Annotated in this window: 16 protein-coding genes; 12 read left to right on the forward strand and 4 right to left on the reverse strand. The window is 71.2% G+C overall.

All coding sequences use genetic code 11. The annotated features are described in order from the left end of the window. Nucleotides 1-25 precede the first annotated feature (25 nt). The 6 genes from KIT14_13530 (at nt 26) to moeB (ending at nt 3953) form a co-directional block, all read left to right on the forward strand. Nucleotides 26-634, forward strand: coding sequence for a glutathione S-transferase family protein (locus KIT14_13530; protein MCW5891554.1), 609 nt, complete (start codon nt 26-28; stop codon nt 632-634). 201 nt (nt 635-835) lie between these two features. Next, nucleotides 836-1234, forward strand: coding sequence for a transcriptional repressor (locus KIT14_13535; protein MCW5891555.1), 399 nt, complete (start codon nt 836-838; stop codon nt 1232-1234). Further along, a complete protein-coding gene (locus tag KIT14_13540) occupies nt 1231-1869 on the forward strand; it encodes an LON peptidase substrate-binding domain-containing protein (GenBank protein MCW5891556.1) in 639 nt (212 codons plus the stop codon). The genes KIT14_13535 and KIT14_13540 overlap by 4 nt, the downstream gene beginning before the upstream one ends. Nucleotides 1870-1949: 80 nt before the next feature. Continuing rightward, the gene (locus KIT14_13545) at nt 1950-2546 is read left to right on the forward strand and encodes an NADH-quinone oxidoreductase subunit I (protein ID MCW5891557.1); all 597 of its coding nucleotides are present in this window, start codon (nt 1950-1952) and stop codon (nt 2544-2546) included. Next, nucleotides 2543-2767, forward strand: a complete 225-nt coding sequence (locus tag KIT14_13550; protein ID MCW5891558.1) for a hypothetical protein — start codon at nt 2543-2545, stop codon at nt 2765-2767. The genes KIT14_13545 and KIT14_13550 overlap by 4 nt, the downstream gene beginning before the upstream one ends. Before the next feature lie 4 nt (nt 2768-2771). Beyond that, complete coding sequence (moeB, locus tag KIT14_13555) at nt 2772-3953, forward strand: molybdopterin-synthase adenylyltransferase MoeB (protein MCW5891559.1); 1182 nt, start codon at nt 2772-2774, stop codon at nt 3951-3953. A gap of 7 nt (nt 3954-3960) precedes the next feature. Here the strand turns inward: moeB and KIT14_13560 are convergent, their stop codons facing one another. Then, nucleotides 3961-4527: a tRNA (guanosine(46)-N7)-methyltransferase TrmB gene (locus KIT14_13560; protein ID MCW5891560.1), complete on the reverse strand. Its 567-nt coding sequence runs from the start codon at nt 4525-4527 to the stop codon at nt 3961-3963. Nucleotides 4528-4685: 158 nt separating this feature from the next. Between KIT14_13560 and KIT14_13565 the strand changes: the two genes are divergently transcribed. Then, nucleotides 4686-5585 (forward strand): transglycosylase SLT domain-containing protein, encoded by a 900-nt coding sequence (locus KIT14_13565; protein ID MCW5891561.1) that lies wholly within the window; start codon nt 4686-4688, stop codon nt 5583-5585. A 10-nt stretch (nt 5586-5595) separates the two neighbouring features. Here KIT14_13565 and KIT14_13570 read toward each other — a convergent pair whose 3' ends face one another. Further along, the gene (locus tag KIT14_13570) at nt 5596-6585 is read right to left on the reverse strand and encodes an alpha/beta hydrolase (GenBank protein MCW5891562.1); all 990 of its coding nucleotides are present in this window, start codon (nt 6583-6585) and stop codon (nt 5596-5598) included. Nucleotides 6586-6652: 67 nt separating this feature from the next. Between KIT14_13570 and KIT14_13575 the strand changes: the two genes are divergently transcribed. Both KIT14_13575 and KIT14_13580 read left to right on the forward strand, forming a co-directional pair. Then, nucleotides 6653-7426, forward strand: coding sequence for an enoyl-CoA hydratase/isomerase family protein (locus KIT14_13575; GenBank protein ID MCW5891563.1), 774 nt, complete (start codon nt 6653-6655; stop codon nt 7424-7426). Nucleotides 7427-7442: 16 nt separating this feature from the next. Next, nucleotides 7443-8567 (forward strand): glycosyltransferase, encoded by a 1125-nt coding sequence (locus KIT14_13580; protein MCW5891564.1) that lies wholly within the window; start codon nt 7443-7445, stop codon nt 8565-8567. Here KIT14_13580 and efp read toward each other — a convergent pair. Next, complete coding sequence (gene efp, locus KIT14_13585; GenBank protein ID MCW5891565.1) at nt 8540-9112, reverse strand: elongation factor P; 573 nt, start codon at nt 9110-9112, stop codon at nt 8540-8542. The genes KIT14_13580 and efp overlap by 28 nt on opposite strands. Nucleotides 9113-9173: 61 nt before the next feature. Then, a complete protein-coding gene (locus tag KIT14_13590; protein MCW5891566.1) occupies nt 9174-9503 on the reverse strand; it encodes a cupin domain-containing protein in 330 nt (109 codons plus the stop codon). Nucleotides 9504-9643: 140 nt separating this feature from the next. On the opposite strand from KIT14_13590, the gene nuoB reads away from it, so the two are divergent. Genes nuoB through KIT14_13605 form a run of 3 tightly spaced genes read left to right on the forward strand, consistent with a single transcriptional unit; the run spans nt 9644 to nt 13014 of the window. Continuing rightward, nucleotides 9644-10144: an NADH-quinone oxidoreductase subunit NuoB gene (gene nuoB / locus KIT14_13595; GenBank protein MCW5891567.1), complete on the forward strand. Its 501-nt coding sequence runs from the start codon at nt 9644-9646 to the stop codon at nt 10142-10144. Nucleotides 10145-10154: 10 nt separating this feature from the next. Further along, on the forward strand, nt 10155-11459 hold the full coding sequence (gene nuoF / locus KIT14_13600) for an NADH-quinone oxidoreductase subunit NuoF (GenBank protein MCW5891568.1): 1305 nt from the start codon (nt 10155-10157) through the stop codon (nt 11457-11459). After that, nucleotides 11446-13014, forward strand: a complete 1569-nt coding sequence (locus tag KIT14_13605) for a (2Fe-2S)-binding protein (GenBank protein ID MCW5891569.1) — start codon at nt 11446-11448, stop codon at nt 13012-13014. The genes nuoF and KIT14_13605 overlap by 14 nt, the downstream gene beginning before the upstream one ends. Nucleotides 13015-13202: the final 188 nt, after the last annotated feature.

Here is a 13202-nt window from a genome sequence, read left to right on the forward strand (position 1 = left end):
ACGCCGTTCTGAGGAGGCCTTTCGCATGCTGAAGCTGTACGACTACCCGGACTGCCCGTTCTGCCAGAAGGTACGGGTGGTACTGGCCGAGAAGGATCTCGAGTACGAAAAGGTCTTCGTCGACCTGCGCAAGCAGGAGCAGAAGGCTCCCGAGTTCCTGCGGATGAACCCCTACGGGAAGGTCCCCGTCCTCCAGGACGAGGACGAAGTCATCTACGACTCGACCATCATCAACGAGTATCTCGAGGACGAGTACCCGCTCCCGCGTCTCATGCCGGAGGACTCGCAGGCCCGGGCTCTCGTGCGGATGCTTGAGGACTACTGCGACAACTCGTTCATCCCGCCCACGACCACGCTGCTCGCCCAGCTGCGCAAGCCTGAAGCGGAGCGCGACGCCCCGCGCGTCGAGCAGGCGCGCGAGGAGCTGCGTCGCTGCCTGTATCACCTCCGCGACCGGCTCGAGGGCAGCGAGTTCCTCGCCGGCAGCGAGTTCACGATCGCCGATGCGGCGTTCGCGCCGCGCATGATCGTCCTCGGCCGTCTCGGCTTCGAGTTCGAGCCCGCTCTGGCGCCGGTTCAGGCCTGGCTCGAGCGGGTACGCGTCCGTCCCAGCGTCAAGGCGCTCGGGCTCTGAGCGGCGACGCCCGGCGGCGCCGATGCGCGCCGGGCGACGTCTCCCCCACGCCGCCTTGGGTGGGGTCGTGGTTTCCGGCATGGTAGCAGCCGTGTCGGCGTCCGACGGCGATCTGTGCTACCACCGTCCCCAGGACGTCATGCGGACCGCCGATCGCGCCGCGCCCCCTGAGGGCCGCCGTCCCTGTCCCGCGGAGGTCGGGTGACGCCGGCCTCGGGGCGCCGCTCGAGCCGCCAGCTCGAGGTCGTGCTCGCGGCGGTCGCTGCGTCGGGCAGCGCACATCCCACCGCCGAGGCGATCTTCGCGGACGTTCGCAGGCGCCTGCCGCGGATCAGTCTGGGGACGGTCTACCGTAACCTCCAGCGGCTGGTCGACGAGGGCCGCATCGGCGTCGCGCACGTCGGCGGACGCTCGCTGCGCTACGACGCCACGGCGGCGCCGCACGACCACTTCGTGTGCCGGCGGTGCGGGCGCATCGCCGACGTCGGACCGTCCCTGCCGGAGGCCGGGCTCGCCGCCGCGCAGCGTGCCGGCCATGCGGTGACGGCGCACGCGCTCGTCCTCTACGGCGACTGCCGCACCTGCCGGGACGTGCCGTGAAGCTGCCCGAGATCATCCCGCTCTTCCCGCTTCCCAATGTGGTGCTGTTCCCGGGCATGCCGCTGCCGCTGCATGTCTTCGAGCCGCGCTACCGGGCGATGGTGCGGGATGCGCTGAGGGGCGCGCATCTCGTCGGCATGGTGCTGCTGAAGGGCGACTGGCAGGCGGAGTATCACGCGCGCCCGCAGGTCTTCTCGGTCGGGACGGTGGGCGAGGTGGTCCACGTCGACGAGCTGCCCGACGGCAGGTTCAACATCGTCCTGCGCGGGCTGCGCGAGTTCCACATCCACCGGGAGCTGGCCCGTGCGCCGTACCGCGAGGCCGTCGTCAGCTGGCGCGGCACGACGGGGACGGCGCTGGCCCCGGGGCTGCGCGGGCGCATCCGGGCCCTGGTCGACGGCTATCTCGCGCAGGTGGGCCGCACACCTGCCGACGGCCTGCGCGACGGCGGCGTCGACGACGAGACCTTCGTCAACTTCCTGGCCCAGCACCTCGACATCGAGCCGCTCGAGCGCCAGGCCCTGCTCGAGGCGGCCGATCTCGGGCAGCGCGGCCGCTGCCTCGTCGACGTGCTCGAGTTCCGGCTGCGCGAGCTGCGCAGCCATCCCCAGGGCTCTCCAGGCCGCGGCAACTGAGCCGGCCCGACGCCGCAAGGTCCCGTTTCCGGACCGCTCTTGGTGGCGGCGTCGGGCGACGGATGGTAGGTAGTCGCCCGATGCAGACGCAGCGACCCGAACTCTCTCTCGCCGAGCGGCTGTACGTCCCGGAGGTGCTCCGCGGCGTGGCCGTCACCGCGGGACACTTCGTGCGCAACCTGGCGCTGCACGTGCTGCACGTCGCAGGCATCGCGCGCGAGCAGCGCGCCGCGGTGACGACGCAGTACCCCGAGGAGCGGAAGGTCTACCCGGAGAGCTATCGCGGCTCGCACCGACTGACGCTCAAGCCCGATGGCGCCGTGCGCTGCACCGCCTGCTTCCTGTGCGCGACCGCCTGTCCCGCGAAGTGCATCCACATCGAGGCCGGGCAGCATCCCGATCCGCAGGTCGAGAAGTTCCCGGTCCGCTACGAGATCGACACGCTCCAGTGCATCTACTGCGGCATGTGCGTCGAGGCGTGTCCGTGCGACGCGATCCGCATGGACACCTACGTCCACCCCCGCATCTGGGGCTATCGGCGCGAGGACTTCGTGGAGACGAAGCAGGTGTTGATGCAGCGGTCGGCGGTGGTGATGGAGCGGGGGCACGACGCGCTGATGCTCGATCAGCTGCGCGCGTACCGCGAGGCGGAGGGGCCGGCCACGGAGGCCGAGTGATCGTCTGGGCCCTCTGGAAGCGCGGGCTGCTGCGCCGCGCCGACGCCGAGAAGGCCCGCTTCTTCGCCGGCATGACGCCGGATCGCCTGACGCTCTCACGACGCTATCCGCTCTGGCGTCGGCTCTCGCTCTGGCGCCTGATGCTCTCCCCGACCTACGCCGCGGGCGTGGCCAGGTGGCTCGAGTATCGGATGAACCTCTACGACGGCATCGAAGGGTGACGTGATGGCACGAACGTATTCCGAGATCATGGACGAGGCGCGCCGGCAGGTGCCGGAAGCGTCTCCCGACGACGTGAAGCAGCGCATCGGCGGCAACGGCAACGGGCCGGTGCTGCTCGACGTGCGCGAGAAGGAGGAGTTCCGCCAGGGGTACATCCCCGGCGCGATCTCGATCCCGCGCGGCTTCCTCGAGATGCGTATCGAGGAGACCGTCCCCGACAAGGACACGCCGATCATCGCGTACTGCGCGGGCGGGGTGCGCTCGCTGCTCGCAGGCCGCATCCTGAACGAGCTCGGCTACCGCAACGTCACCTCGATGCGCGGCGGCTTCGGGGCCTGGAAGAACCAGGGCCTGCCGATCCAGGAAGACCGTCAGTTCACCGCCGAGCAGCAGATCCGCTACAGCCGCCACTTCCTTCTCCCGGAGGTCGGCGAGGTCGGGCAGGGCAAGCTGCTCGACGCGAAGGTGCTCTGCATCGGCGCCGGCGGGCTCGGGTCGCCGGTCGCGCTCTACCTCGCCGCCGCCGGCGTCGGCACGATCGGGATCGTCGACATGGATACGGTCGACCTCTCGAATCTCCAGCGCCAGATACTGCACACCAACGACCGCGTCGGCACGCCGAAGGTCGAGTCGGCGCGCAAGACGCTCGAGGCGCTGAATCCCGACGTGAAGGTGGTGGAGTTCCGCGAGCGGCTCTCGTCGGAGAACGCGTTTCGCATCTTCGAGCAGTTCGACATCGTCGTGAACGGCTGCGACAACTTCCCCACGCGCTACCTCGCGAACGACGCCTGTGTGATGCTGCACAAGCCGCTCGTCGACGGTGCCATCTGGCAGTTCGAGGGCCAGGCGACGGTGTACGATCCGCCGAAGGGCCCGTGCTACCGCTGCCTCTTCCCCGAGCCGCCCCCGCCCGGAGCCGTCCCGTCGTGCGCGGAGGCCGGCGTGCTCGGCGTGCTCCCCGGCATCGTCGGCTGCATGCAGGCGCTCGAGGCGATCAAGCTGATCCTCGGCAAGGGCAAGCCGCTCCTCGGCCGCATGATGCACTTCGACACCCTGACCGGCGACGTGCGCATCCTGAAGCTGCGGCGCGATCCCAAGTGCGTCGTCTGCGGCGACGCTCCGACCGTGACGCAGCTGATCGACTACGAGGTGTTCTGCGGCTTCGGCGACGGCGCCGCCGTCTGAGCGGCGGTCAGTCCCCGCGCCGGAAGCAGGCGTACCAGGTTCCCGCGGCCGCGTACTTGCGCTCGAACTTCGTGGTCGGGCGGAGGCGCGGCGGCGGGGTGACGTCGTCGCGCACGAAGCCGGCCTCGACCAGCGCCCCGCACATCGCGGCGTGCAGGGCCGGCAGATCGCTCGCCACGTGCACCCGCCCGTCGGGGCGCAGCGTCCGCCGCAGCGCGGGTGCGAAGGCGCGGTCGCTGAAGAGACGGCGCTGCCGGTGGCGTGTCTTGGGCCACGGGTCGGGGAAGTAGATGTGATAGGCGGCGACCGAGGCGTCCGGCACGAGCCGGCGCACCACGCAGCGCGCATCGCCGCCGACGACCCGCACGTTGGCGAGACCCGCCGCCGCCGCCCGCCCCGCGAGCTCGGTGGCCATGCCGCTGGCGTGCTCGACGGCGAAGAAGTTCGTCTCCCGCGCCGCCCGCGCCCAGGCGAGCAGGATCTCGCCGCGCCCGGGCCCGATCTCGAACTCGACGGGACGGTCGTCGCCGAAGACGGCGTGCCAGGGAATCGGGGACAGACGACGGTCGGCCATGGACGGAGACGAGGCTTGTAACCGCCGGATCGGGCTCGCGCGAGTCGGCCGCGCGGCAAGCGATGCCCGGCAGGTCCTGCCGTAGCGGCAGGACCTGCCGGGTCGCGTCGCCCGTAGACATGGACGTCGGGCTGGCGCCGGGCTTGCAGAACGCCGGCGTGGTTCCGACGATTTGCGACGCGGTGGGCGCACCCATCCCCGGCCTCTCCGGGGTGCGTCCGGCGCCGACCCCGGTGCCGTTCGCCGAGGTGTTGCGCAACCTGCGCCTGCGGCCCACCACGACCGGCGTTGCCGCACCCGGCGGGGTCACGGCGCGGACGGCGACCCTGCCGGCGGGCTTCGCACCGCGGATCGGGCGGCCGAGCGCGCCGGCGCCGGGATCGTCCGGCGTCGGGGCGCTGGTGCCGTCGCCGTTCCCCATGCTGCCCTCGCCGTTGCGGACGGCGAGCAGCGACGAGACCGTCGCCGTGCCGGCGGCGGCGACGGACGACACCGCCGCCGCAACGCCCCGTGACGCCGGTCGACGGCGCGATACCGACGGGCTGGTGGCGGAGATCCACCGCTCGGCGCGCAGCGCGGGGGTGGACCCGGCGCTCTCGGTGGCGGTCGCACGCGCCGAGTCGAGCCTCGATCCGACGGCACGCAGCGCGGACGGTCTCAGCAAGGGGACGTTCCAGGTGACCTGGTACACCGAGGCCGAGATGAAGAAGAAGATCGCACGCGGCACGGTCGAGCGCCCCGAGGGCAGCGACGACGTCGCGCTCGGCGTCGGCTATCTGCGCTATCTGCACGACCTCTTCGGGCGCGAGGCCAAGCTCGGGGGTGGGCTCGCGACGACGCCGATCGTCGACCCGAGCGAGCGCCGCCTGTTCGCGGTCGCCGCCTACAACGCCGGCGAGGGCCGCGTCGCGCGGGCACAGGCGCGCGCCGAGCGCGCCGGCCTCGACCCGACCGACTTCGACCACGTGCGGCCGTTCCTGCCGCGGATCACGCAGGGCTACGTGACGCGCGTCACGCAGTACACGGGCGAGGAACGGGCGCGGCCGACGCTCGCGTGAGCGGCGTGCGTCAGGCGGGCGCCGGAGATGGTCCGCCCGGCAGACCGGGCTCGTTCGCGCTCGCCGCCGGGGCCAGCTCGCCGAGGAACTCGAGCAGCCAGCGGTTCACCAGGTCGGGCCGCTCCTGCTGCACCCAGTGCCCGGAGTCGGGCACGTAGCGCACGTCGATCCCGCCGGGTACGAGCGGCTCGAGACCGAAGGTCAGCTCCTTGCCGAGCGCGACGTCCTGCTCGCCCCAGATGAGCATCGTCGGGCAGGTGATCTTCGGCCAGTCGTCGAACGTGCGACGCGGCGGCGGCAGCTCGCGGTCGCCGTGCAGGAAGCGGCGTACGAACGCGGGCAGGGCGGCCTGGGCGTTCGGGTCGCGGAACGCCGCGCGGTAGTAGTTGATCGCGCTGCGCAGCGCGCCGGCGTGGCTCGCGGCGTCACGCAGCCGCTGCACGTCCTCGTCGTTGATCGCCTCCTTCTGGATCGCCGACTGGCGGACGGCGTTGCCGACCGGCCAGGCGTGCTGGAGGCCCATGAGGAACTCGGGCAGCCACGGGATCTGGAAGAAGAACATGTACCAGCTGCGCGCGAGCTGACGCAGGTTACCCTGGAAGTGCTGCGCGAGCACCGCCGGATGCGGGCAGTTCATGACCACGAGCTTGCGCGTCATCGCGGGGCGCTCCATCGCGAACGTCCAGGCGACGCCGCCGCCCCAGTCGTGCCCGACGATCACCGCGCGCTCCTGGCCGAAGGCGCGGATGATGCCTTCGACGTCGGCCACCAGCTCGTCGATCGCGTAGGCGGCCACCTGGGCCGGCTTCTCGCTCTCGTTGTAGCCGCGGAGGTCCGGCGCCACGACCGTGAAATGGGGCGCCAGCGCGGCGATCTGATGCCGCCAGGAGTACCAGAACTCCGGAAAGCCGTGCAGGAGGACGACCAGCGGTCCGCTGCCGTCGACGACGCAGTGGAGGCGGACGCCGTTGGTCTCGATCGTACGGTGCTGCAGGGGCATCCGACGTCTGCTACCGGCGGCTCGCCGCACCTGTCAAACCGCGTCGGCCTGCGGTATGGACCCGCGCATGTCGTACGAGTTCATCGGCTGGGAGCAGCGGGACCACGTCGTCACGGTCACGATCAACCGGCCGGAGGTGATGAACAGCCTCCACCCGGACGCCAACGAGGAGCTGTCGCAGGCGTGGGATCGCTTCGCGGCGGACGACGACCTCTGGGTGGGCATCCTCACCGGTGCGGGCGAGAAGGCGTTCTCGGCCGGCAACGACCTCAAGTGGACGGCGCAGCACGGCATGCCGCGCGTACCGCGCTCGGGCTTCGGCGGGCTCACGGCCCGCTTCGACCTGTGGAAGCCGATCATCGCGGCGGTGAACGGCTTCGCGCTCGGCGGCGGCCTCGAGATCGCGCTCGCCTGCGACGTCATCGTCGCCGCGGAGCACGCGACGCTCGGGCTGCCCGAGCCGCGCGTCGGGCTGCTCGCCGCCGCCGGCGGCGTGCACCGGCTGCCGCGCCACGTCCCGCTCAAGGTGGCGATGGGCATGATGCTGACCGGCAAGCCGATCACCGCGGCGGAGGGCCAGCGTCTCGGGCTCGTCAACGAGGTGGTGCCGAAGGGCGAGCTCCTGGCGACGGCGCAGCGTTGGGCCGCGACCATCGCCGAGTGCTCGCCGCTCTCCGTGCAGGCGACGAAGCAGGCGGCATACCAAGGGCTCGGGCGGCCGCTCGCGGAGGCGTTGACCGGCGACTATCCGGCGGTGGGACGCCTGTGGGCGAGCGAGGACGCGATCGAGGGCCCGCGCGCGTTCGCCGAGAAGCGCAAGCCGCAGTGGAAGGGCAGGTGACGGCCGTCGCGCCGCCGTGCGTCTCCTCTTCCTCAATCTGAACAAGAGCGTCGCCTTCGGCGGGATCGAGCGCTGGATGCTCGACACTGCGGAAGGCCTCGCCGCGCGCGGACACACGAGCGTACTCTCGGGACGGCCCGACGTGCCGTGGCTCGAGGTCGCGCGCCGCCGCGGCCTCACGGTGCGCGCCGACGCGCGCGGCACCTGGGCGCGGCGCCTGCTGCGGGTGCGCGAGGCGATGGTGGCCGAGCGGCCCGACGTCGTCGTCGTGAAGGGCAAGAAGCTGGGACGCATGGCCGCGTGGGCGCGCGCGACCGGCGCGCCGGGCCGGGTCGCGATGATGTTCGGGCTGACGCACGAGCTCGACGCCGGCCGCTGGATCGACCGCGTCACCTGGCGCGGCTGCGACGCCGGCATCGTGCTCGCGCACGGCGCGGCGCGCTGGTACGCCGACGCGGGGTTCGGGCCGCGGGAGAAGCTGCACGTCCTGTGGAAGGGCGTCGACCTGCCGCGCTTCGACGTCGCGCCGGCCGACGCCGCGACGGTGCGCGCCGAGATCGGTGTCGGCCCGGACACGCTGATGGTCGGCACGGTCGGCCGCCTCGCGTGGCAGAAGGGGCTCGACCGCCTGTTCACCGCGATCGGCCTGCTGCGGGAGCGCCTTCCCGACGCGAAGTTCGTCGTCGTCGGCGGCGGGGGCGACGCGCCGATCGTCGAGGCCGCGGCGGCGGAGCTGGGCGACCGCGTGCGCCTGCTCGGCCCGCGCGAGGACGTGCCCCGCGTCCTCGCCGCGCTCGACGTCGTGGTGCTGCCGTCGCGCTTCGAGGTGATGTCGCAGACGACGCTCGAGGGCATGGCCGCGGGACGCGCCGTCGTGTCGACGCGCACGATGGGCGCCGACGAGGCGATCGAGGACGGCACCAGCGGTGTCCTCGTCCCGGTCGACGACCCGCCGGCGCTCGCGGACGCGGTCGCCGCGCTGGCCGCCGACCCGGCGCGGCGTGCGGCACTCGGCGCGGCGGCGCGGCGGCGCGTCGAGACGCACTTCACGCTGCCGCGGATGCTCGACCGCTGCGAGCGGATCTTCGCCGCGGTCGCGGCCGATCGCCCGGCTCAGCTCTCCTTGGCGCGCGAGACGTAGGCGCCGGTCTCGGTGTCGACCTTGATCAGCTCGCCCTCGCTGATGAAGTTCGGCACCTGCACCACGAGGCCGCTCTCCATGGTGGCGGGCTTCAGGACGTTGGTGACGGTGGCGGTCTTCAGGCCCGGCGTGGTTTCGACCACGCGCAGGTCGACCGTCTTCGGCAGGCTCACGCCGATCGGCGTGGTCTCGTGGAACTCGACTTCGATGCGCGAGTTGGGCGTGAGATAGCCGACGGCGTCGCCGAGCTGCTCCTTGTCGAGGGCGATCTGGTCGAAGGTCTCGGTGTTCATGAAGTGGTAGTGGTCGCCGTCCTGGTAGAGGAACTCCATGATCTGCTGATCGAGCGTGGCGCGGTCGACCTTGTCCTCCGAGCGGAAGCGGTGCTCGGTCTGGCTGCCGGCCTTGATGTTGCGCAGCTTCGTCTGGACCATGCCGCGCCAGTTGCCGGGCGTGACGTGCACCACCTGCATGACGCGCCAGAGGGCGCCCTCGTGCGTGATGGTCATGCCGACGCGGAGCTGGGTGGCGGGGATGAGGGGCATGGGACGACCTCCTGGAGCGAAGCTGGGAACCCGGCTTGGTACCATCCGGGCCGCGGGTGGATCAACGCGGGGGCGGCTTCGGGGCCATGGTGACGAGGAGCACGAGCCGTCCGGGGCCGGAGTTGCGTACTCCATGCTCGGAGCCCGCGGGCGCGCACACGAGATCCCCCGGCCGCACCGTGCGCTCGTCGTCGTCGACGCGGATCGTGCCGCTGCCGTCGAGGACGAAGTAGAGCTTGTCGCCGACGGCATGGCGATGGCCGGCCTGCTCCTGGCCCGGCTCGAGGCAGTAGGCGTCACAGAAGAGGCCGTCGGTGTCGACGAGACCCACCTTCTGCATCTTGTCGGGGGCGAAGGCGACACGATCGGGCACGTGGAAGAAGCGCTCCATCGTGTCCCTCTAGCGCACGACGGCGACCGCTCCCAGGGCCGGAACTGGTCGAAAGCAGTGGTCTTTGACACCGACGCGGGGCGGCGCTACACGTCGGAAACCTCATGCCGAAGCCGATTGCGACGATTCCCGTCCCGCACATGGCGACGTCGGGGGACGAGGCGTTGCTCGCCGACGCGGTGGTGGTCACGCAGCTCGACCGCGCCATCGGGTGGGCGCGCAAGTACTCGCTCTTCCCGTATCCGTTCGCGACCGCATGCTGCGCGATGGAGTTCATGGCGCTCTCGATGTCGCCCTACGACATCGACCGCTTCGGCGCGCTGCTGCCGCGCTTCACGCCGCGCCAGGCCGACCTCCTCATGGTCATCGGCACGGTGACGATGCGTCAGGCGCCCATCCTGAAGCGGGTCTACGACCAGATGGGCGATCCGAAGTGGGTGATGGCGTTCGGCGCCTGCGCCTCGACCGGCGGCTTCTACGACAACTACGCGACGCTTCCGGGGATCGACCGCATCGTGCCGGTCGACGTCTACGTCCCCGGCTGTCCGCCGCGTCCGGAAGCCGTCCTCGACGGCCTCATGGCGCTCCAGCGTCGCATCCAGCGCTCCAAGCAGGAGCTGCGCGCGGGCGACGCCGCCTGATCCGCTGCCGATGACCGAGCGACTGCTGATGCGCTGCCGGGACATCCCCGGCCTCCGCTCCATCGACACCTACCTCCAGCACGGCGGTTACGAGGCGACGCGGACGGCGTTCGCGAAGTACCAGCCGCAGGAGCTGGTGGAGATGGTGAAGGCGTCGAACCTCCGCGGCCGCGGCGGTGCCGGCTTCCCCACCGGGATGAAGTGGGGCTTCCTGCCGAAACAGACCGAGAAGCCGGTCTATCTGGCGGTGAACGCCGACGAGAGCGAGCCGGGCACGTTCAAGGATCGCGTCATCATGGAGGAGGATCCCCACCAGCTGCTCGAGGGGATCATCATCACGGCCTACGCGATCAACTGCCACACCGCGTACATCTACATCCGCGGCGAGATGAAGTACGCGTACGACGTCCTCTGGGAGGCGATCCACGAGGCGTATGCGAAGGGCTGCCTCGGGAAGAACATCTTCGGCTCGGGCTTCGACCTCGACGTCGTCGTGCACCGCGGCGCCGGCGCCTACATCTGCGGTGAGGAGACGGGGCTGCTCGAGTCGCTCGAGGGCAAGCGGGCGTACCCGCGCATCAAGCCGCCGTTCCCCGCGACGCACGGGCTCTTCGGCTGCCCGACGATCGTCAACAACGTCGAGACCATCGCCTGCGTGCCCCATATCGTCCTGCGCGGCGCCGACTGGTTCCGCTCGATCGGCCCCGAGAAGAGCCCCGGCCCGAAGCTCTTCTGTGTGTCCGGCCATGTCGTCCGGCCGGGCGTCTACGAGCTGCCGATGGGGACGCCGCTGCGCGAGATCATCTATGACCACTGCGGCGGCATCCCGAACGGCCGCGTGCTGAAGGGGGTCATCCCCGGCGGCGCCTCGATGCCGATCTTCACCGCCGACGAGATCGACGTCCCGATGGACATGGACTCGGTGCAGAAGGCCGGGTCGTTCCTCGGCTCCGCCGGCGTCATGGTGATGGACGACAGCGTCTGCATGGTGTGGGCGTGCTACGTCCTCTCGAAGTTCTTCCACCACGAGTCGTGCGGCCAGTGTACCCCGTGCCGCGAAGGGACGGGGTGGCTCGAGAAGGTCCTGCACGGCCTCGAGTACGGCGGCGGACACGCGAGCGATGCCGATCTCCTGCTCAACATCGCCGGCAACATGATGGGCAACACCATCTGCGCGCTCGCCGACGCCGCGGCGATGCCGGTCCGCGCCTTCGTCACCAAGTTCCGCTCGGAGTTCGAGCAGCACGCCGCGCTCGGCCGCTGTCCGATGCGCCCCGACGCCGCCCCGGAGCCCCGCGCCCATGCCCACGGTTGAGATCGACGGCCGCAAGATCGAGGTCGAGGACGGCCGCACGGTCATCGAGGCCGCCGACCAGGCCGGCATCGAGATCCCGCATTACTGCTGGCATCCCGGGCTGTCGATCTCGGGCAACTGCCGCATGTGCCTGGTCGAGATCGAGAAGGCGCCGAAGCTCCAGATCGCCTGCAACACGCGCGTCACCGACGGCATGGTGGTGCACACGAAGAGCGAGAAGACGACGACGGCGCAGAAGGCCGTCCTCGAGTTCCTGCTCATCAATCACCCGATCGACTGTCCGGTGTGCGACCAGGCGGGCGAGTGCAAGCTGCAAGAGTACTACATGGACTACGACCGCCAGCGCAGCCGCGTGCCGCTGGGCAACAAGGTCAAGAAGTCCAAGGCGATCCCGATCGGCAAGCACGTCATGCTCGATCAGGAGCGCTGCGTGCTCTGCGCACGCTGTACGCGCTTCCTCGACGAGGTCACGCACACGAGCGAGCTCGGCATCTTCCAGCGCGGCGACCACAGCGAGATCGATCTCGCACCCGGCAAGACGCTCGACAATCCGTATTCGGCCAACGTCGTCGACATCTGTCCCGTCGGCGCGCTCACCAACCGCGACTTCCGCTTCCAGGCGCGCGTCTGGTACCTCGAGCGCACGGAATCGGTATGCGGCGGCTGCGCCAACGGCTGCAACATCGAGATATACCATCGCGAAGGTCGCATCTTCCGCTTCCAGCCGCGCGCCAACATGGCGGTGAACGACTACTGGATGTGCGACGCCGGTCGATCGTCGGCGTACGGCCTCCAGGGCGAAGGTCGCCTCCAGCAGGCGCTGCTGCGCGGCGAGGAGGCGTTCGTGCCGACGCTGTGGGCGGACGCGGTCGACGCCGTGGGTCGCCGGCTCGTCGAGACCGCCGACCGGCGCGGCGGGCAGGCGATCGGCATCGTCGTCTCGGCGCAGGCCTCGAACGAGGAGATCTTCCTGGCCCGGCGTCTTGCCGGGGCGCTCGGCGCGCGGCTCGCCGGCGTCTCCGTCTCGCCGGCCGGCGCGTACCATGACGCCTTCCTCATCAAGGCCGACAAGAACCCGAACACGCAGGGACTGCGCGCGCAGGGCGTCGATCTCGGCGCCGGCGTCGGCGCGCTGACCGAGGCCGCGGGGCGCGGCGAGCTCGAGGCGCTCGTGCTGGTGCGCTCGGACGTACTGGCGGAGACGACGGCAGGGCCGGCGCTCGAGACGCTGCCGTATTTGGCGGTGCTCGACAGCGGGCACGTCGCGGAGCTCCAGTACGCGAGCGCCGTGCTGCCGATCGGCACCTACGCCGAGAGCGACGGCACATTCACGAACCACGCCGGCCGCGTGCAGCGCTTCCAGCGCGCGGTCGCGGCGCCGGGCGAGGCGCGCCCTGGGTGGCAGGCGCTCGCCGACCTCCTCGCCGTCGTCACCGGGGCGCCGGCGCCGGCAACGGCGGCTGACGTCTTCGCCGCGCTGGCGGCCGAGGGCGGGGCGTTCGCGGGTCTCGATCACGCCGCCTTGGCGTCGTCGGGCCAGCCGCTGCGAGCCTGAGCGGCGCGCGGCCGAGTCGCGCCAGGAGCCACGTTGCGGCGGCGGCATCGGTGACGCCGAGGCCGCGTAGGACTCGACGCACGTGCGCCGGGGATGCCGCCTCCAGCCGGCGCTCGAGGGCGGCCGCGGCGCCGGCCGGTGCGAGGCGCTGCGCGAGGGCGCGCAGGGCACCGGCGTCGCCGCCGACG

The organism is bacterium (genome assembly GCA_026129405.1).
Lineage (GTDB): Bacteria > Desulfobacterota > Binatia > DP-6 > DP-6 > JAHCID01.